Source organism: Vibrio sp. R78045 (assembly GCF_042466085.1).
GTDB lineage: Bacteria > Pseudomonadota > Gammaproteobacteria > Enterobacterales > Vibrionaceae > Vibrio > Vibrio cyclitrophicus.
The window spans coordinates 235956-258400 of record NZ_JAXHBS010000018.1 but is presented as its reverse complement, the minus strand read 5'-3'; the positions used below and the strand labels follow the sequence as shown (position 1 = coordinate 258400).

The following is a 22445-nucleotide window of genomic DNA, read 5'->3' as shown; positions in this document are numbered from 1 at the left end:
TGAAGATATGATCGAAGCAAGAGGGCTCGGTTTTAGCGTCGGGGATAAACAGCTACTCAAGGCGTTCAATGTATCGTTTGAGCAAGGAAAAATTTACGCTTTGGTTGGGCACAATGGTTCGGGGAAATCGACGTTATTGAAGTTGTTGGCAAAGCAACAGAACGCCACATCTGGCGACATCATTCTAAAAGACAAATCGATCGCTAAGTGGTCGGATAAAGATTTCGCCAAGCAGATCGCATACTTACCACAACATTTACCAGCCACTGACAGCTTGTCTGGACAAGACTTAGTCAGCTTTGGTCGTTATCCATGGCATGGCTTATTAGGGCGCCTTTCGAGTAAAGACAAACAGTACGTTCAAGAGGCGATGCAACTAACTGATACGGCTAAGTACGCCGATCGTTTGGTTGACACTTTATCTGGTGGTGAACGCCAGCGTGTTTGGCTAGCTATGTTGTTAGCACAGCGAACCAAGTATCTATTACTTGATGAGCCATTGTCTGCACTCGATATCGGCCACCAGATTGAGATGCTGACCTTGATTAAACGCCTGAGTAGCACTTTGAATATTGGCGTGATCATCGTAATACACGACATCAACATGGCAGCACGTTTCTGCGACCATATCATTGCCTTACATAGTGGGGAGTTACTGATTGAAGGTGAGGTTGACGAGGTATTTAGAGAGCCGGTATTACAAGATATCTACGGCGTTCCGATGCACATTACCCAGCATGCAGCAGGCTACCCTGTCGCGATGCCAGGTGATTTGGAGCCAGCATGATGTGTCCGTTTAGCTCTCGTACATTCAACAATCACTGCTTATTAAGTTACGTCGGTCTGCGGAGATCAAGCCGCATTAAGACGGTGACACTTTTATCTATCTTGATGACGTTATCTCCCTTTTCAATGGCCGAGCAAGAATCGCTTAATGCCAATAATCACCATGCACCGCGGATGGTTTCGATTGATTGGACCCATACTGAAACGCTATTAGCGCTTGGTGTTACGCCTGTTGCTGTCGCGCAAATTCCAGACTATAACTCTTGGGTTAAATCGCCAGAAATCCCTCATGCTGTTGCTGATGTTGGGCTAAGAACCCAACCAAATCTTGAGCGTATTCATGAGCTCAAGCCAGACAAAATATTACTCTCTCCGATGTTTTCAACATTGGAGCCCCAACTAAGCAAAATCGCACCTGTTACCACTATTGGTTTGTACCGAAGTGGAGATGTGGATTGGTCAGCGCTAGAGCGAGTGACTCGTCTATTGGCCCAGGTCACTGAGGTCAGTCAACAAGCTGAGATCCTAATCGAAAAAGCCAATCGCGAAATGGACCGCTTGGCTTCCTCATTGCCACAAGACGTACCTGCGTTATTAATGGTTCAGTTCATGGATACCAACCACGTTCGCGTTTTTGGTGACAACAGTTTGTATAAAGCGTCGATAAATAAGATTGGCCTTCAAGCGGCTTGGAAAGGGCAGACTAATGGGTGGGGCTATAGCTTAGTCGGTGTCGATCAACTGATTGGTGTTGAAGGGCAGATTGTAATTATTTCTCCTATGCCAGCGGGCACAAAAGCGCACCTTAAAAAGAATCAGTTTTGGCAATATATAGTGAAAGAGTCGGGTTATCCGGCACTGCAGATTCCTGCGGTATGGAGCTTTGGGTCTATCCCTTCAGCCACTCGCTTTGCAAGGTTCATTGTTTCTGAGCTGAATGACGGGAAGGTGTTATGAGAGTTCTCTCGTTCGGAGTCTTGACTCTGTTGATGGTTTCTACATTGATGCTCATTGGGTTGCATTTATCCGTACCTCAGTTCGGGTTAGATCGAATATCGAGTCTGTGGGTGGCCGATTTTGCTTCACCTGAGTCGGTTAAGCTGCATTTGGCTTGGTGGCCTAGGTTATTTACCACTTTATTGTCAGGAGCAGCTCTGGCAGTTGCTGGTGTGTTGATGCAACAAGTGCTCAGAAACCCATTAGCTTCGCCATCGACCTTAGGTGTTGCAAGCGGTTCAAGCTTTGCGTTGATGCTCGCAACACTTTATGCCCCTTGGCTTTTAGAGTGGTCATACTCCTTCGTGGCACTTATCGGTGGCGTTGCGACCATTGGCTTGGTGTTTGCGCTATCGTGGCGACGTGCCTTGTCTCCAACTGTGGTGATTGTTTCTGGTTTAGTTGTCAATCTCTATTTTGGCGCAGTAAGCACAGTCCTTCTGATGATCAACCAGGACAAACTCAATGGTTTGATGATCTGGGGCGCAGGTTCCTTGGTCCAAACTGGGTGGGAGGATGTTCAATATCTTGCACCGCGTTTGGTTATCGCAACACTTATAGCGTTTCTGTTCGTAAAGCCTTTAAGTTTGCTCCAGTTATCAGAGCAGGGTGCTAAAAGCTTAGGTGTGTCACTGGCGAAGTTGAGAGTCGTCTGCTTAGGGCTGGCAGTATTGCTGACTGCTTGGGTTGTGAGCGCAGTTGGTGTGATTGGTTTTGTTGGCTTGGCGGCTCCGGCTTTGACACGTTTAATGGGCATTCACCGCTTAGTACCTAAGTTGCTGGTGTCGATGATGTTAGGCGGTTTACTATTGAGCCTAACCGATCTCCTGATTCAACAACTGCCAGGCATTATGTCGATGTTTATTCCGACAGGGGCAGCGACAGCGGCTTTGGGCGCGCCGCTTCTGTTGTGGTTACTGCCGAAACTGTCGATGAAAAGCCAGTCACAAACACAAACAGTATTGACGCGTCATAATGAAATTGCTTCTCGCCTGAATAAAAGCTCTGTGTTGTTGGCGACAGTGTTGATTGTTCTTTCGCTCATCGTGTTCAGTCTGTTTTCAGTCCAGAGTGAAGGTTGGCGTTGGTTGTTTCAAACGCGCGATTGGGCATTGCTTGAGTGGCGTTTACCTCGATTAATGGCGGCTGCACTAGCTGGAGGAATGTTAGCGGTCGCAGGAACTATTGTTCAGCGTTTGAGTGGCAACCCAATGGCGAGCCCAGAAGTGATTGGTATAAGCTCTGGTACAGCTCTTGGTTTGATCATTGCCATTTTTTCCGGTCTAGGAAGTAGCGTTGTTGGTCTTTACACCGGTGGTTTTATTGGTGCGGCCTGTACGTTAGGCATCATAGTTGTACTCAATCAAAAGTCGGGCTTTCAACCTGAAAGAGTGTTGCTTACCGGCGTCGCGATAACGGCTCTGATGAATGCAGTACAAAGCTTCGTGTTGGCAGGGGGCGATCCGAGAAGCTATCAAGTGTTGGCGTGGTTAGCTGGCTCTACTTATTACGTGACTGAAGTAACGTTAATGCCATTGCTTTTGTCTTCGGTTGTATTTATTTCGCTCGGTTTTGTGTGCGCTCGTTGGTTAGATGTTTTACCACTAGGGCAGGCTAGTGCGCAGTCACTTGGCGTGAACGTGTCTCGATCTCGAATCCTATTGTTGGTGCTGGTGGCATGTTTAACCGTGAGTGCGACATTGGTGGTTGGCCCGTTGAGCTTCGTTGGTTTAATGGCACCGCACATGGCGAGATTGTTTGGTTATAGCCGTGCTAAAGAGCACCTCATTTGTTCATCGTTGATCGGTATGGCACTGATGTTGTTTTCTGATTGGCTCGGTAGACAATGGCTTTATCCGCAAGAAATCCCAGCAGGGCTGGTGGCTTCTATCATCGGTGGCATGTACCTGATGTGGGGCTTAAGAAGGCTTTAGCAGCGCCATTAGAGCCGTGTCGCAATAGGCTCTATGGTTCAGTGTTTGCATGATTCAACGTAAACGAGGTTATCTTTCAATGTTGTTGATAATGATAATCACAATAATAATTAATTAACTGGTGTGTATGAAATGGGATTGATCCTACTGCTAGCGGAAAAACAGAAAAAATCACTGTGTCTGGTGATCTTGTTGAGTATCGCGAGTGCATTTCTGAGTGTGGGCGTTATCGCGTTTATCCAACACAAACTACTGGAAAACAGTGGTGTGCTTTCTGATACTTTGATTCAGTTTTCGTTGTTGCTGATTGGCCTTTTAGTTACGGCGACCATCGCACAAGTGGCACTCCATAAGCTTGGACACCAATTCGTGTACAACAAGCGGTGTGAGTTGGTTTCTCAACTGTTAAATACCGATATTGAGCAAGTGGAGAAGGTAGGGAGTGCCGGCGTCCTAGCTTCGCTTAACACCGATATTCGAAATATCACGATCGCATTTGTCCATTTGCCTGAATTGATTTATGGCTTGGTGCTTACCTTTGTTGCTCTAGCTTATTTAGCTTTCTTATCTATGCCCTTGTTTGGTATCAGCGTTTTAATGCTCTCTTTAACCGGTGTCATAGGTTACATGCTCGTTACGCGTATCACCAAACACGTTAAACAGGTCCGTGAGTACGACGATAACTTGTATCACGACTATCAGTCTTTGATTGATGGTCGAAAAGAGCTGTCGTTGAACCCGTTCAGAGCCAAACGTTATTTCGACGAAACCTTTTCGATTAATGCTGAAGGCTATCGAAAGGAAGTGACGCAGGCCGATATCTTAAATGGTTTTGCGGCAAACATGGCGAACACGGTAGTGCTAGCTTTGATTGGCTTAAATTTTTACCTCGCAATTGGGCTAGGTTGGGCGACAGTCGAAGTCGCGTCGACCTTCGCTTTAGTCGTGCTGTTTATGAGAACTCCATTAATGTCGGCGGTCGGTTCAATTCCAACGCTAATCACCGCAAATATTTCAATGCGAAAGCTGTCGTCTTTGGATTTGAGTCCTAATCGAACGCTCAATCCTAAATCTGCACAAACGAAAGTCTTTAAGTCGTTGTCGTTGGTCGAAGCGAGCTATCGATACCGTTCAGATTCAGATGGTGACTCATTCGGAGTCGGTCCAATTAACTTCAAAATCGAACGTGGCGAACACATCTTCGTTATTGGTGGCAATGGTAGTGGTAAATCAACTTTTGCTCGCTTGCTGACCGGTCTTTACCGACCCCATGCCGGGCAAGTGTATGTTGATGGCAATGAGGTAACACAGCAGCATTGGCAGGATTACAGACAGCAATTCTCTGCTGTGTTCAGTGATTTTCATCTGTTTCATCAAATTGTCGATGGAGAAGGTCAAGACATTGATAGCAAGGACATAGACGAGTGGATGGTTAGGTTAGAAATGGCTCATAAAGTCGACCACAAGCAGGGCACCTTGAGTGATGTTCGTTACTCACAAGGGCAACGAAAGCGCCTAGCACTCATGATGTCTGTTCTAGAGAAACGCGGCTGTATTTTGCTTGATGAGTGGGCCGCTGATCAGGACCCACGTTTTAGAAAGCTCTTTTACCGCAAGTTGCTGCCTCTATTAAAAGAACGTGGCGTAACGGTTATCGCCATTACTCATGATGATGCTTATTTTGATGTCGCAGACCGTATTTTCAAAATGGATAGCGGCAATCTTATTGAGTTGAGTAAAGGGAATTTGGCTCAAGCACACCAAGCACTAGAAAGTGTTGTGGCTTGAGTATTTAAGAACCGGTTTAGGTTCAGAAAACACAATAAATAAAGTTAGTTGAGGAAAACATGAGTATTGATAGCCCAAATACAGAATTCACCGTTGTTATTAACGCGCAAGAACAATACAGCATTTGGCCAACGTACCACTTAGTACCAAATGGTTGGACTGAAGTAGGCGTAAAGGGCAATAAAGAACACTGCCTTGAACATATCCGCGAAGTCTGGACCGATATGCGTCCGAAAAGTCTGCGTGACGCGATAGATGCTCTAGAAAACTAAACCCGTTTAACCTTTAGTCAGTACCTGTACTTTTCGCCTGTAGCGGGCGAATTGTGGATTTCTGCAACCAAATTTCATGTTTAGGTAATAAAATGTCAGTGGATGATGAACAAATTTTGGACTCCGTAAGCCCTTGGAGCCCGCTCTCATACTCTCAACAACGTTTGTGGTTATTTCAACAATTGCAACCAATGAGTTTGGCTTACAACCTGGGGGGCTTACTTTGGTTTGAAGGTGAAGAGGTTACCCTCGATAAGCTTCAGCACTCACTTAACGAAATGGTATCGGCGTTTCCTTCGTTACGCAGCCAGTTTGCAGAAGTTGAAGGTAAGGCCGTTCAGCGTGTCCTGCCGCTTCGTCGTATTGAATTTGATACAGTCGATCTGCGCAATGACACCAACTCGATTAAGATCATCAATCAAGATGCTCGTAGACGTTGGCAGCAGCCTTTCAATTTAATGGAAGGTCAGTTAGCACGATGCTGTATTTATCAAGTCACTGAGCATCGTTTTGGAGTGCTACTTTCGACTCACCATATTGTGACTGATGCTTGGTCATTCCAGCTCACGATTAAGATGCTAGTTAACTCAGTGGCAGGCAAAGCGTATCAAACTAGAGAGGTTCAAAGTTACCTCGATTATGCCACAGAGCAAGCCAGTGAAGAAAAGTCAGAACGCTATTCAAAACAGAAGTCATTCTGGCAACAGCTTCAGTTCCTTAATGAAGAATCTGTTTCGATATCAAACCTAAACGCGCAATCGCAAGATACCTATGGGGCTAGACATGAGCTTGTTGAATTACCAAGTGACATAGACGAATCAATAAAGCAGTTAGGTAAAGAATTAGGTGTAACCAAGTTTGATATCATTGCGTCTGCGATGATGCTCACGTTGCGCCAGTACTCGTCTAATGTGCATCCATCGATTTGTGTCCCTGCGTTAAACCGTAATGCAAAAAACCGTAGAACTGTCGGGTTTTATGTGAATAGTACGGTGATGGGTTATCGAATTGATGCAGAAATGACGCTGTCTCAGTTAGTCAGCCAAACACGTGACTCAATGAAAGCATCTCTCGCGTTTGAAAGTACACCGTTAGAAGCGCTCGTCGGCGATTTACCGTTACCCACAACGGCTCTGAATTTTAGAAACCACGGTGACAAACTATCAATTAACACCAATGGAGTGTCTGCACAATTTGAAGAGTTTCCAGTATTGGAAACCCCGTTTGAGTTAGTGTTGGATGTGATCAACAAGAGCAGTGCGCCACTTAGGTTTGTTTACGGGAAAGAGAAGTTCACTCGCCCTTTTATTACTAAATTTATCGAGAGCTTTAAGGTGAATCTTGAGGCTATCGTGCAGTCACCATATACAGCTGTGGCGTCAGTGAATGCGATTTCTAGCAAGGATATGCGTTTAATCGACCAGTATGGTTCGGGCGAGCATGAATGGCATTACCGACCGTTTACAGATTTGGTTACTGAACAGGCGAAGAGTAGTCCAGACAGCATCGCGTTGAAACACCAAGACGAATCGATGAGCTATTTAGAGTTGGAAACTCGCTCTAATCAGTTGGCTCACTCCATTTTGTCTAAGCGCGTAACGTCACAATCACCTATTGGTGTGATGATGGAACGTGGTGTCGACATGATCGTGTCGATGATTGCCGTGCTCAAATCAGGTTCGCCATTCTTACCACTAGACCCTGATTATCCAACAGAAAGATTGAGCTTCATGCTTGAAGATAGTGGGGCTGAACTGTTATTAACGCATCCTAAATCTCAAGACCGATGTTCTGACATTCTTGAATCTAGTGACGGTGTCACTCCGTTCTGTGTTGAGAGGGCAGCGCTTGCAGACTTTCCATCTGATAACTCTTTTACACAACCGTTGGCTGAAGAACTGGCCTACATAATCTATACCTCTGGTTCAACGGGAAAACCCAAAGGGGTCACCATTTCGCATGAAGGTTTGAGTATGCATGTTCAAACCATTGGCCAGCGATATGGAATGACGGCACAAGATATTGAATTACATTTCGCTTCAATCAGCTTTGATGGTGCCGTTGAGCGCTGGACTGTTCCATTGGCATTCGGTTCACGCTTAGTTATTCGCGACCAAGAGTTGTGGACCGCAGAACAGACATGCGAAGCGTTACAGAAAGAAAAAATCACCATTGCTTGTTTTCCACCTAGCTACATTGGCCCATTGCTTGATTGGGTCGAACAAACCAAACCATCACTCTCTCTACGTTCTATCACCTTAGGCGGTGAAGCCTTTACTCGCGAGACTTTTGACCGTATTCAGGCAGTGTTGGCCCCCCCTAGAATCATTAATGGTTACGGGCCAACAGAAACGGTGATTACACCGATGATCTGGGAAGCGTATACCAATGACACTATGAATAGTGCTTATGCACCAATTGGAACTCGAGTTGGTGATAGGAAATTGTACGTATTGGATTCTGAGTTAAGTCCAGTACCTCTGGGTAGCAGCGGTGAGTTATATATAGGTTCTGAAGTCGGTTTAGCGCAAGGCTATTTGAGACAACCTAATCTAACCGCAGAGCGTTTTCTGCCTGATCCATTCATAGCTAACGGCGAAAGAATGTACCGAACGGGTGACTTAGTTCGGTGGCGTGATGATGGCGTTATGGAGTATCTAGGTCGTGTCGATCAACAGGTTAAGATCCGTGGTTTCCGCGTTGAGCTAGGAGAAATTGAATCTCAGTTACAAACCCTGTCCGGCGCTGAATTCTGTTCTGTGGTCGCTCACGAATCGCAAACAGGTAAAAAACTTGTTGGTTATGTGCAGTTAAGGGACACATCATCACTCGATAATAAAAATATTCAAGAAACGCGTTGGCTAGATGAGTTAGCAAAGGCGCTTCCAGATTACATGGTACCTGTTTGCATTATTGTGCAAGATGAAATGCCACTGACGCCAGCCGGGAAAGTAGATAGAAAGCAGTTGCTTGCCCCTGACTGGTCAGAAAATCTGAGTAACCAAGGAACGCTTGAAACCAAACGTCAGCAAATACTTGCCACGGTATGGTGTGAATTGTTGAAGTTAGAGGGCGTTGGGGCTGATAGTCACTTTTTCGCTCTAGGTGGCGATTCGATTATGGCTCTTCAACTTGTAGGGAAGCTTCGCCAACAAGGTTTCATGCTATCGCCTAAACAAGTTTTCGATTTTCCAAAGCTTCAATACATGGCGGAGCTCTTAGAAGAGAGTCAACGGGTTCTAGCCGATCAAAGTAAGCTACAAGGTCGTGTTGCATTGTTACCTATCCAGCAACGGTTTATTGAACAATTTGAGTTGAGTCGATGTAATCAATATATTCAGTTTACATGGCGTCACGCTCTTAATATTGAGCGTTTAAGTCATGCGTTAAACCAACTTGCTGATCATCATGATGCGCTTAGACTTAATTTCTCAAACTCGTTGAGCCATAACGCTTCGTTTGGAGTGACTGCTGAGTATCAAGAAGAGGCTCGGTTTGCGATTCACCCATTCGATGACGAAATAAACATCGAGCAGGTGCAATCAAGCATCGACCTTGAAAAGGCTATTACCGGCGCGGTTGGTATACGCAATTTGAAAGGCTCAACAGAAGGCAGTGAAGTTCTTATAGCGATTCATCACTTGGTGGTTGATGCGTTGTCATGGCCAATGATTATTGAAGACCTTAGTAAGCTTTATGAAGCGTTACCAGAAAACGATGAAGCTACCAATACGCTTTCACCAAAGACCCACAATCAAGGGAATTGGGTAAATAACTTAAATACTCTGCTAATAACCGAGCAACGACAAGCTTATTGGCTCGATCAAATGCAAGCACCTATCTATTCTACAGAGCGTGCTCTGCCAATCTCGACACAGTGGTTGACGCCACTGTCTAAAATAGAGTCGTTGACCAAAGCTGGGCAGAGCTTTGCCCGACTCACACAAGAACAAGTGGTCTTTATTGTCTGTGCGTTAACAGTCAGCACGCAGAACCAAGGTCAGGCGCTAACCATTCATCGTGAGTCTCATGGTCGTTTTACTGACAATATAGGCTTAGATCTAAGTCGTACCATCGGTTGGTACACCTCTCTTTATCCACAAGCTATACCAGAACTCGGAACGTTAATGGAGTGGGTCAAGTCTCTAAAAGATAGCTTCGATAGCGACCACGTAGGCGGTATCACTTTCCACGCGGGAGTGGCGCAAAACTTATGGCCACATGTTGGCAATATGGATGTATTGTTCAACTACCTTGGCAATGCTACACAGCAAATAAATGGAAAAGTCGATATAACGGGCTCGGGGCTATGGCGAGATAAATCCAACGTTGCAGACGCTGCTGTTGTTATCAATACTTCCGTTGTTAATGATCATTTGCAGTGGGATGTCGAGTTCGACAGTGGTTGCTTCAATGAAACTGGAATTGAGGTGTTACACGCGGCACTTAACGACTCTATTGAACGTTTACACGATCTGTTTATTGAAGTGGATCCTATCTTAACGAAAACCGATGCGCCTTTGGTGGAGTTGACCCAATCTCAGTTGAATCAATTGTGTCAAGGGATAAAGCAACCAGAGTCGCTACCAAATACGATCCTACCATTATCTACCTTGCAGCAGGGGCTGTATTTCCACGCAAAACTCTCAGATAGTGACAGTACCTATGTAAACCAAATTACGTTGCCGTTAAATCACGTTGAACTGCCGAGAATGATTGAAGCTTGGCAAGGTGTAATGCAACGACATCAAATGTTGCGTTCGACATTGTTCTCGTTGGATGGCAACGCGTATTTAGCTGAATGGCAACAACTGGATCTGAGTTACGCTGTGTTAGATGTGCGTCTACGCAGCCAATTCGATATGGCTGAATATAAACAACAAATCATTGAACAAGGCTTCCAGCTTGAGCAGCGTTTAGAACGCTCGCAGGTCAACCCCTTATGGCGTGTTGACTTCGTGCAAACGGAAGATCATCAAATTCAATGCGTATTTACGATTCATCATATCTTAATGGATGGATGGAGCACTGGGGTGCTGCTCAGTGACCTGTTTGCTATTTATCAAAGACGCACGATTACACCGGTTAAAGGTCAGTTTTCAGATTACCTCGCTTGGGCGCGTCAACAAGACCACCAGCAGTCGAACGCATACTGGCAACGTTACTTGCAAAATATGGAATCTCCAACGCGTTTGGTGGAGTCTTTCGGCAGTTCGGATTCTCTGGAGTCTAAATATAATCGATTCAATGATGATTACTCACAAGAGACTGTCGGTGAATGGTTGCCAAAACTCAGCGCAGCGGGTGTGACGTTGAATACCTTGACGCAAGCGGCGTGGTTGCTGACATTACACCGATTCACGGGGCAACAGACACCTGTGTTTGGTAATACCGTAGCGGGGCGACCAACGGATCTAGCCCACAGTGATTCTATGGTTGGCCTATTTATTAATACGCTGCCAATCGCACACCAAGTCGACCTTTCCAAATCAGTTTCGCAATGGTTGTTGGATATTCAAAACTCATCAAGTGAACAGCGTGAGTTCAGCTATTCATCTCTGTCTGATATCCAAGCGCAAACAGGTTGGACTGGCGATAACTTATTTGACACCTTGGTCGTATTTGAAAATTACCCACTGGACGAGGCGCTTCTTAAAAGTAATCGCGAAGGGGAACTGAGCATCGGGGAACCTGAAAGCTACGAGTTTACCCACTACCCACTGACGTTGGCGATTCTGCCGAGCGAATCACTTCGTATCGTTTTTGCCTACGATGAAAGCAAATTCTCTCAACAGCAAATTGAAACGCTGTGTGCTACAAATCGACATTACTTAAATAAGTTGGTTGAGCACCTATCGAAAGAGTTAGGTTCTATCCCTGTGTTAGCGAAAGGTCAGCTTAATGAATTGGCGAAGTTCGACCGTGTACCAGAACCTTGGACGTTTGAACCTTTTACCGATTTAGTTTCTAAGCAGATGTTATTGCGTCCTGATAACGTGGCATTGGTTTCTAATGTTGAGCATGAACTTGGTGCTCATAAAGCGTCGCTAACGTTTAAGCAGTTGGTTGAACAAAGTGATGCCGTCGCTGCTCGATTGATTAGCGAAGGTATAACACGTGACGATATCGTCGGCGTGTTATTTGAACGTGATTGCAACATGTTGGTTACGATGATGGGGGTAATGAAAGCAGGAGGGGCATTCTTACCTTTGGATCCAGCTTATCCGCAAGAGCGTCTTGAGTTCATGGTTAAAGATAGTCGAGCACGGATACTGGTGCACGATGCACTTAGCGGGGTCCTAGCAAATGAGATTTGTAATCAAGCCAAGGCTGTAAGCTTCAACGCGTTGGATCTCAACGCCAAGTTAATCGATAAGCCTGCGATTTTATCTGATCAGCTGGCGTATATGATTTACACATCTGGTTCTACAGGTAAGCCCAAAGGCGTGTGTGTATCACAGCAAGGTTTGAGCATGCATGTTCAGACTATTGGTCAACGTTACGGAATGACGCCTGACGACGTCGAGCTTCATTTTGCTTCGATCAGCTTTGATGGTGCGATAGAGCGCTGGACTGTGCCGTTGGCATTTGGTTCTCGCCTCGTGATTCGAGACCAATCGCTATGGAGTGCTCAACAAACGTGTGATGTATTGGCACGGGAGCGAGTGACCATCGCATGTTTCCCTCCGAGTTACGTGCTCCCATTGCTAGAGTGGATTGAAGGAACTCAACCAGAGTTATCGGTTCGTTCATGGACATTAGGAGGTGAAGCCTTTACTCGAGATACTTATTTCAAACTGCAACAAGTATTGAAACCGCAAAGAATAATCAATGGTTACGGCCCGACCGAAACCGTTGTAACGCCAATGATTTGGGAAGCGTATCTCGATACCGGCTTAGACAGTGCGTATGCCCCGATAGGTAAAGCTGTCGGCTGTAGAACCTTGTATGTATTGGATAGCGCGCTGAATAGGTTACCAGCAGGCGTTGCGGGTGAACTCTATGTTGGCGAAGAGGTAGGGTTAGCGAGAGGTTACTTTGAGCGACCTGACCTAACTTCAGAGCGTTTCTTACCAGATCCATTCGCGAGTAACGGGGAGCGAATGTATCGAACTGGCGATGTTGTGAAATGGCGCTCAGATGGTGTGATGGAGTACCTCGGGCGTAGTGATGAACAAGTTAAGATTCGTGGCTTCCGTGTAGAGCTTGGTGAAATTGAATCTAGACTTCAGAAGTTAACTGACTCAGAACTGTGTGCGGTTGTCGCTTGTGATAGCCCGAGTGGCAAACAGCTTGTCGCGTATCTACAGAGTGATAGTTCACTATCAATGTCAGATATGCGAAGTGATCTAGCAAAAGATCTTCCAGAATACATGGTCCCAAGCCAATTCATAAAGTTAGATAAAATACCACTTACGCCTGCGAGTAAAGTTGATAAGAAACGTTTACCCGCTCCGGATTGGTTAGCAACTAATAAAAGTGACTACATCGAACCAGTTGGCAAGATAGAGCAAGCGTTAGCTAAGCAATGGTGTGCGCTGTTTGAAAAAGACCAAATAGGCAGAGAGGACGATTTCTTTGCTTTAGGTGGTCAATCACTATTAGCGACTCAGTTAGTTGGCAGATTAAAGCAGCAAGACTGCATCAGGTTATCGCTACAAGCGGTGTTCGATACGCCTGTACTTAAAGATCTTGCGTCTCAATGTATCTCTGAACTTTCTTCGTCGTCGGCTCATGGAACGCAAGACCTCGCTGTTTTCGCTCGAGCTCCTCGATTACCGAATATGCCTACGTCAGCGGTACAGCAGCGGCTATGGTTTGTTCAACAACTACTACCAACCAGTGCTGCTTATCACATGCCACTGGGCTTGAAGTTTACTGGGCGTGTTAACGTTGCGGTACTTAAACAAGCTATTAATACCTTGGTTTCTCGCCACGAAATATTGAGAACCAATTTTGCGCAGGTCGACGGAGAATTGATGCAACAGGTGCGTCCTGAGCGTTACATTGAACTTGGCATCCATGAAGCTGCTGTTAATGAACAAGATCGCTTGTCTCATTACAAAGATTTAATAGCCAAACCGTTCAACTTCGCTGATGGGGCGCTTATTCGATTTGATTGGATGCCGCAAACTTCTGACCTCGATGAGTTTTGTAAGCTAGGCGAGCAAGACGAGAAGGCTGAATTGCTTATTGTAGTGCACCATATTATCTCTGATGGTATCTCTATGCAGTTGCTCCTAAAGGAGTTGTCGGGCTGTTATCAATCGCTAGTTGATCCAACTTATAAAGGAAGCGAAACGCCAAGCGAGCTCCAATATATCGATTACGCACAGTGGCAAAAACAGTGGCTTGAATCAGAAGATGCAAGTAGGCAAAAAGGCTGGTGGTTAGATGCGTTGAAATACGATATTGAACCATTAGTGCTACACAGCAATGTACCAAGAGAGCAAACCGAAACGAGCGGCAACCGTCTTCATTTTGAACTGTCTCGCGAGCAGATTGCGAGTATCAGCCAACTGGCAAAATCGCACAGCACTACGCCATTCAATGTGATGCTGACATTGTGGCATTTGTTGATGCACAAGTATTCTGGCCAAGAGCAAATACGCGTCGGTGTGCCAGTCGCAGGGCGGACTCAACCAGAAGCACAAGTGATGCAGGGTTGTTTTATCAATAGCTTGGTGATCCCCGCACAATTTAGCGAATCACAAACGTTTTCTGATTTGCTAATGCAAGTGAAGTCCTTCAGCGAAAAAGCATTGGAAAGACAAGACTTCCCATTTGAAATGTTGGTCGAGTCATTGGGTATTAAAGGTAATTTACAGTATCACCCCGTGTTCCAAACCAGTTTCAACTTCCAACGTTTTGATGAGAACGCGATTTTCGATTGGAATGATATTGATGTCGAGCCCTTTGACCCCGGCGTAGTGAATGCTCAGCTCGAAATTGGGCTGGATATTCAGCAAATGTCGGAACATAAATGGCTTGGATTCATAAGCTATGCCTCACCTATATTTACCACAGACTTTGCTCAGGCACTTCTTGATCATTGGCAACTTCTTCTCGAGAAGGTTTCGCGAGATAATCGTTGCTCAATCAACCAGCTTCACTTAACAGACAACACCGCGAAGCAACAATGCATTGCGTTTAACAACACTGAACTTGAGTGGGGCAGTTTAGTGACGCCGTCACAAAGAATTCAACAACAAGCTCAGACTGCACCTGACTCGATAGCGCTATCAATGCAAGATCAGGCCCTGACTTATCAAGAGTTTGACCTGCGTGTAAATCAAATGGCGAATTGGCTACGTGGAAAAGGAGTGAACTCTGAAACACGTGTCGGTTTAGGTCTTGAACGTTCATTCGATTTAGTGATTGGATTGCATGCTATCACTCGTGCTGGTGGCGCATACGTGCCATTAGATCCGAGTTATCCAGAGGATCGACTGCAGTATATTTTGCGATCAGCTAATATCGACTTGTTATTGACTGACTCCAATTCAATGCACTTGTGGCCAGAGACTGAGGGTTGTGAGTATATTGATTTGACTAAGCTTGATGTGTCCAACCAACCATTCCAAGCACCTCACGTCGATTGGCAGCCTGATCAGGCGTTGTATGTGATATTTACTTCTGGATCTACAGGTTTGCCGAAAGGCGTGGTGAATACTCAAGTTGCGTTGCAAAACCGTTTGAATTGGATGCAACAAGAATATGCGCTGAACGAGTCCGATTGTGTACTCCAGAAAACGCCTTTTAGTTTTGATGTCTCGGTATGGGAGTTCTTCTGGCCATTAATGACAGGAGCTCGCCTTGCTATTGCTCCTCCTGAAGCACACCGCCAGCCTCGTCTACTTTCTGAGGTTCTCCAAAAAGAGAAAGTGACAACCATTCACTTTGTTCCTTCGATGCTGAATGCCTTTTCAATAGAAACGACGATATCTGAATGTACTTCGCTAAGACGCATTATCTGTAGTGGTGAGGCGCTTCCTGCGGATCTTGTAGAACAAGTACTGAGTCATGCGCCTGTTGAGCTACATAACCTTTACGGGCCAACAGAGGCTGCGATCGACGTAACGTACTGGCCTTGTGAATTACCTGTATCGAAGCGAATCCCTATCGGCTATGCAATCAGCAATACGCAACTACATGTTCTGGATGATAACTGGAACCCAGTGCCTGTTGGTGTGCCTGGCGAGTTGTATTTAGCTGGTGTCGGTTTAGCGCGTGAGTATTTGTCACGACCTGACCTGACTGCAGACCGTTTCGTGCCTAACCCGTTCGGAGGTCCGGGCTCTCGCATGTATCGGACGGGCGACCAAGTCGTTCAATATGCAGACGGACGTTTAGAGTATCTCGGTCGCTTGGATAACCAAGTGAAAATCCGTGGCTTGAGGATTGAGCTAGAAGAAATTGAGAATGTGATTAACCAACTCGATTGGGTTGAAGAGTCGGCGGTTGTTGCGTTTAAACATCAAACGGGTGACCAACTCATTGGTTATGTCGTCGACCCTATGTGGAATGAGCTCAAGCAAGACAACGAACTCAAGTTAGAAATAGTAAAACAACATCTGTCGGAACAACTGCCCGATTATATGGTGCCAACTATATTGCTAGGTTTGAGTGAAATGCCGCTTTCTCCAAACGGTAAACGAGACAGAAAGGCACTGCCTGCGCCTGAGTGGCAATCAATTGAGTATCGCGCTCCGGAAACGGAGTTGGAACGTTGGTTCGCTGCAAATTGGGCCGAAGTTTTAGAAATATCCCAAGTAGGCTTGGACGACAACTTCTTTGCCTTAGGTGGCCACTCTTTATTGGCGACTCGCGTAGTCGCAAAAGCGCACCAAGAGTTGGGGCTAGAAGTGGCTCTAAAAGATTTTTTCGAAGCCAAGAGCCTACAAGCTTTATCAGACAGCTTACAAGCTCAATATCAAACACAAAACCAACATGAACAAGACGAATTCGATGCCATGGCAGCATTGATGGACGAATTGGAGCTGCTATGAGTGATTTAAACGAGTTAAACCAACCAACATCTGCAGTCCAAGCAGAGGCGACTGCGAAATCGAATGTTGTTAGCAAGAAGAACGATACCGAGAAACAAAGTGCGAACAGTGCAGGAAAAATTGATAAGCATGCGTTAGCAAAACGGTTTCTTCAATTAGGTAAGCCGGAGCAGGTCAAGTTCATCGAGCTACTGAGTAATAAAGGGTTAGACTTTGAAAAGCTACCGATTGTGTCCGTCGGCGCTGAACAGAAAGTGGGGCTCTCTCCAGCGCAGCAGCGACTGTGGGATATTTATTGTTTAGATAAAGGAAACAGTGCCTACCATATGTCAGGTACGTTCGATGTTAAAGGCAAGTTAGACACAACACAGCTAGGTAACCTAGTAAATAAAGTCTTGGATCGGCATGAGGTATTAAGAACGCGTTTTGTTCATGAGTCCGACAGTGCCGTAGTTCAGTTTGTCGACCGATCGGCAGTCATGTTTCCGGTGATTGTAGATGCTCAAGGTTGGAGTCAACAGCAAATTCAAGATACACAGCGAGATTTTATAGGAAACGCATTTGATCTCGAAACTGAACTGCCGATTCGGATGCTATGCTTGAAGCTCAACAATGGTTCATGGAAGTTGCAGCTCGTAATGCATCATATCGTATCAGATGGATGGTCGATTGGCGTGTTCGTGAGTGAGCTTGTTTCACTCTATCAGCAAGGTGATTTGCCGAAATTACCGATTCAGTATCGTGATTACTCCCAGTGGCAAACGGCTTTGCTTGACGCTGGTAAAGGTGCTCACCACATTGATTATTGGAAGCGAGAACTAAAAGATTCTAACTCGGAGCTATTATTCCCTTGGTGTTGCGAAATCGCACCAAATCAAAGGCGTGCTGCCGATTCGATCAGCTATGAGCTGAGTAAAACTCAATCTAACAAGATCAACCAAGTGGCTCGCCAATTATCGGTAACGAATTCGAGTTTGTGGTTAGGCGTTTGGCAAGCGGCTTTAGCCACGGTGACACATCGCTCTGACATATCAGTCGGCGTCCCTATGGCAAATAGAACCCGACACGAAGTGTCGAACCTGATTGGCTTCTTTGTTAATACCATGGTGATTCAACAAACTATTTCACCTAAATGTTCGATCGCGAAAGCAATTGCAGGTGCTCATGACAAAGTACTCGAAGCACAAGAACATCAACTGCTGCCATTTGATCAGCTTGTCACGGCATTGTCCGATGAGCATAAGTTGATAGAAAGAAAGGCTGGGCAGACGCCGTTGTTTCAAGTGTTGTTTAATCATCAAAGCACTTTGTCTGGGGATATCCACTTAGATAACGAACTGATTTTGTCTGCTCAAGACCAAAAGGGAGAGTTCGCACTATTCGACGTTGCATTAGATGTACGTGAAAGCCAGAGCAAAACACGTGTCGTATTAACTTATTCGAAAGACCGAATAGACGAAGACAAGATGGCCGAATTGAATGCAGTTCTTGAAAACCTAATACGAGACTTAGACGTTAATTTAGGTTGTAGCCTGGCTCAGATGAAGCATTTATCACCGCATGATGAAGCTGTCCTTAGAAATCTATCGCAACCAGAAGGCAATTGGCATTTTCAGTCAATTATCGAGTTACTGGAAAATCAAGCACGAGTAAGGCCCGATGCGATTGCCTTAAAGCATCAAGATCAACAGCTTACTTTTGCAGGGTTAGCGCATTCATCATCCGATCTTGCATCCAAACTCAAAGCTCAAGGTGTAAGACGTGACCAAGCGGTTGGTGTGCTCTTTGAGAGAGGGGTACAGATGATCGTTGCAATGGTAGCGGTCATGAAAGCGGGTGGGGCGTTCTTGCCGTTAGATCCTGATTATCCAACCGAGCGCTTGGCTTACATGATACAGGACTCTCAAGCTCGCTTTGTGGTTACACAGCATAGGTTGGGATCTCGTTGGCATAGCATTCAATCAACATTTAAGGCTTCATTATCACAACCGAATCCTCTGTTTTATGGGGTAGGGGAGAGTGTTGATGAGTGTGAGCTACGATCTTCAAACGGAGAGTTGTTGCTTGTGAGATCAAAAAAGCAACAACGTGAAGAGGAACAAACAACAGCAGCAAAACTTCATCCTGAACAATTGGCCTATATTATCTATACATCGGGTTCGACAGGGAAACCAAAAGGAGTCGCGGTTAATCATGTTGGATTATCGATGCATGTTCAAACCATTGGTCATCAGTATGGCATGACGCCAGAGGACATAGAGCTGCATTTCGCATCGATTAGCTTTGATGGCGCCGTTGAACGTTGGGCGGTACCTTTGGCATTTGGCAGTAAGTTGGTTATTCGAGATCAGGAATTATGGAGCGCTGAACAAACTTGCGATGTGCTCAGCAAAGAAAAAGTCACGATTGCGTGCTTCCCGCCGAGCTATGTTGGCCCATTATTGGATTGGATTGATTATCAAAAGCCTCCCCTCAGTGTCAGATCTTGGACACTAGGAGGTGAAGCATTTACCGCAGAAACCTATCAGCGTTTGCAAAAGGTTGTTAACCCGCCACGCATAATTAATGGTTATGGACCGACAGAAACCGTTGTTACCCCAATGATTTGGCGAGCATATCCACAAGATAAATTAACCAGTGCGTACGCTCCGATTGGGCAACCTGTCGGTGAGCGTCGCTTGTACGTCTTAGATGCTCAATTGAATAAAGTCGCGTTTGGCAAAGTCGGCGAATTGTACATTGGCGCCGAGGTCGGGTTGGCTAGAGGCTATCTCGATCAACCAGACCTAACGTCCGAACGTTTTCTACCAGACCCGTTTCGCGAACATGTAGGTGAGCGAATGTATCGTACAGGGGACTTGGTGCGGTGGAACGATGATGGAGTGATGGAATACATAGGTCGGGTAGATCAGCAGATCAAGATTCGAGGCTTTCGTGTCGAGTTGGGAGAAATAGAAAGTCGACTTCAATCTATATCAAAAGTTGAACACTGTGTCGTCGCACTTCAAGAGGTTGGGGCACAGAAGCAATTGTTTGGTTACCTCCAAAGCAGTGAGCCTGAACGATTCGATCTTGATGACATTTTCGACCAATTATCCACAGTGCTGCCAGATTACATGGTACCAAGCCAATTATTAGTATTGGAAAAGCTTCCGCTCACGCCTGCAGGAAAAGTTGATAGAGCGTCTCTCCCTTTTCTTGGAAGTAAATTCGAATCTGAAGCAACGTTTGTTACACCTGAAACGGAACAAGAAGCCTTGTTGGTGGACACATGGCAGCAACTTCTTGGTGCTGAGCAGGTGAGTTGCTCCGATAACTTTTTCGCATTGGGCGGTGATTCCATCCTTTGTTTGCAAATGGTCAGCAAAGTCCGTGTTACGGGTTACAACTTAACACCACAACAAGTGTTTGAAGCCAAGACATTACGTGATTTGGCGAGTGTGCTTAGCATTCATAAAACAGCCAAAGAGCGTGAGCTTAGTGATTTACCTTTTGAATTAATGCCGATACAGGCGCATTTCTTTGCCCAAGAGTTTCCAGAGCCAAATCATTGGAACCAACATATTTGCGTTGAGCTTAAACAAGATATGGAAATTGGTTACTTAGAGTCGGCTATTCAAGCCTTGGTGAAACAGCATCCAAGCCTCAGGCTGTCATTCAGCCAGGAATCAGGTAAATGGAAGCAGCAATTTCAACTTTACCAAAAACGTCAATATCTTTGGGTCAGTAACGTCGATTCTGAACAGGCTTTTTCAGCGTTCACGCAAGAAATCCAACAAAGCATGGATATTAGTTCTGGACGCTTGATTCAAGCGGGCATTGCCAAATTTTCCGACGCGCCTAACCGCTTGATGATCGCAATCCACCACCTGGCTGTAGATGGTGTGTCTTGGAGAATTCTATTAGATGATCTATGGAAAGCTTATCAGCAGTTAGTCGCGGGCCAAGATATAGATTTGATGCCGAACTCAAGTTCGTTAGATGAAGCGGTCAATGCTGTTGAGAGGTGGTCATCGAGCGAAAAAGGTAAATTGATGCGGGAGGCTTGGCATTTTTTGTCGGAAATAACCGACGACTTGGGGAGTACTGAACTAGGCCTCAAGTTGCCTCTTTACCGAGATAAGCAAAGTCAAAAAACCGAGTTATCTAATGATCTCACTCAAGCATTATTGCGAATCTCAGGCTCGGAGTTGGGTGCTAATATCCAAAGCGCTTTGATAACTGCGCTTGTATCAGCCTTAGCAAGTGAAGAGCATCCGAATGTACCTATCTATCTTGAGGGGCATGGACGCGAACCATCTGTTTTTGCAAATACCGACCTATCGCGAATGGTTGGGTGGACGACTAGCTTGTATCCAATTATTGGGCAATATCATCCAGACATTATTAGTATGGTTGATAAAACACATGATGCTCTCGAACGTATTAAGGAAGATGGTGGTATTGGTTACGGACTGAGGTACCTAGAACAACGAGAACAAGGAACACTGGAGGAGCAAAGCATGGTCGCTACCTTTAACTATCTTGGTCAGTATTCTAGTCACGGATTCGCGCAGTGGTGTTCACCGATAGAAGAAGGTAGCTCACCTCAATCCGAATTAAACCAGATGTTGACCCCACTTGTTGTCAACGCCCAAATTGTATCAGGCAAGTTGAGCCTTGCGTGGGAGTATGCGACTACGCATTACTCGCACCAAAAGATAGAAGAAATCGCTACACGATATGTAGAGTGTTTAACTGAGTTTGTGTCTGTGATGCGAATCGTTAAAGAGAAACCAACGGTCAAGCCGGACAAACGACTTATCGAAAAACTTAACACTACATCTAATGAGCATGAGCCCGTTTTTTGTATTCATCCGGTTACTGGGCGTGTTACTGGTTATCAACGCTTGGCGCAATCATTGGAAGGGAAGCGATCAGTTTATGGGATAAAGTCGAAGAGCTTTGTTTTAGATAATGCTTTTGATACCTCACTAACCGATATGGCAGACACCTATTTTCAAACAATCAAGCAGTTACAACCACGTGGTCCATATCGCTTAGTTGGTTGGTCACTCGGTGGTGCACTTACTCAAGAAATCGCGAGTCGCCTCGAGAAAAATGGAGACGAAATTAGGTTTGCCGGCTTGCTAGATTGTTATGTCCCAGGTACAGAAATAGCGAGTGATCAGTGGGATTCCCCATCATCAAAAGCGAAATTATTAGAGCATATTTCCTTGTTGCTAGGGACGGTTACCGTACAGCAAGGGGCACGATGTATAGACTTACTCGATTCAGTATCTCCACCAATGTGGCCAGAGGTATTTAATACATGGCTAGCGGAAAATCACTTTGATCCACATATGGCAGATAACGCGAAACAAATGCTCTACAGCTGGTCTGTAGAACAACATATGCGTTCTTTATGCCGTGGATATCAATTACCAAGCATAAAAACCAAGTTGCATTGTTGGTGGGCAGGGCAACCAAATGGTCGCTCCGACCTGTTATCCAAAGGGTTGAATAAGCTCAACGCGCAGAGATATTCCGTCACTGTGGACACGGATCATTTAGGTATTGTTCAGAACAACACAGTAATCAAAGACTTATACAGACATTTGTATTGTGAATAATTTTATAAATATCCATTACTAAGATGTTTTATTTTGAAAATTACGTGG

7 protein-coding genes are annotated in these 22445 nt (G+C 45.4%); all 7 read left to right on the top strand.

The genetic code is table 11. The features are described 5' to 3' along the window. The first annotated feature begins 7 nt into the window (after positions 1-7). The 7 genes from SJY39_RS22875 to SJY39_RS22845 all read left to right on the top strand — a co-directional run bounded on the left by SJY39_RS22875 (position 8) and on the right by SJY39_RS22845 (position 22397). On the top strand, positions 8-787 hold the full coding sequence (locus SJY39_RS22875; protein WP_010441125.1) for an ABC transporter ATP-binding protein: 780 nt from the start codon (positions 8-10) through the stop codon (positions 785-787). Continuing rightward, positions 784-1743 (top strand): ABC transporter substrate-binding protein, encoded by a 960-nt coding sequence (locus tag SJY39_RS22870; RefSeq protein ID WP_016769239.1) that lies wholly within the window; start codon positions 784-786, stop codon positions 1741-1743. The genes SJY39_RS22875 and SJY39_RS22870 overlap by 4 nt, the downstream gene beginning before the upstream one ends. Continuing rightward, on the top strand, positions 1740-3716 hold the full coding sequence (gene fhuB, locus SJY39_RS22865; RefSeq protein ID WP_010441121.1) for a Fe(3+)-hydroxamate ABC transporter permease FhuB: 1977 nt from the start codon (positions 1740-1742) through the stop codon (positions 3714-3716). The genes SJY39_RS22870 and fhuB overlap by 4 nt, the downstream gene beginning before the upstream one ends. Before the next feature lie 132 nt (positions 3717-3848). Then, the gene (locus tag SJY39_RS22860) at positions 3849-5504 is read left to right on the top strand and encodes a multidrug ABC transporter permease/ATP-binding protein (RefSeq protein ID WP_016793530.1); all 1656 of its coding nucleotides are present in this window, start codon (positions 3849-3851) and stop codon (positions 5502-5504) included. 59 nt (positions 5505-5563) lie between these two features. Continuing rightward, a complete protein-coding gene (locus SJY39_RS22855; RefSeq protein WP_010441117.1) occupies positions 5564-5776 on the top strand; it encodes an MbtH family NRPS accessory protein in 213 nt (70 codons plus the stop codon). Between the two features lie 92 nt (positions 5777-5868). Then, entirely contained in the window at positions 5869-16785 is a 10917-nt protein-coding gene (locus SJY39_RS22850) for an amino acid adenylation domain-containing protein (RefSeq protein ID WP_372264002.1), read from the top strand. Beyond that, positions 16782-22397 carry a non-ribosomal peptide synthetase gene (locus SJY39_RS22845; RefSeq protein WP_016793528.1) on the top strand — a complete coding sequence of 1872 codons (5616 nt, stop codon included), beginning with the start codon at positions 16782-16784 and terminating at the stop codon, positions 22395-22397. Before SJY39_RS22850 ends, SJY39_RS22845 begins: the two co-directional genes overlap by 4 nt. Positions 22398-22445 lie beyond the last annotated feature (48 nt).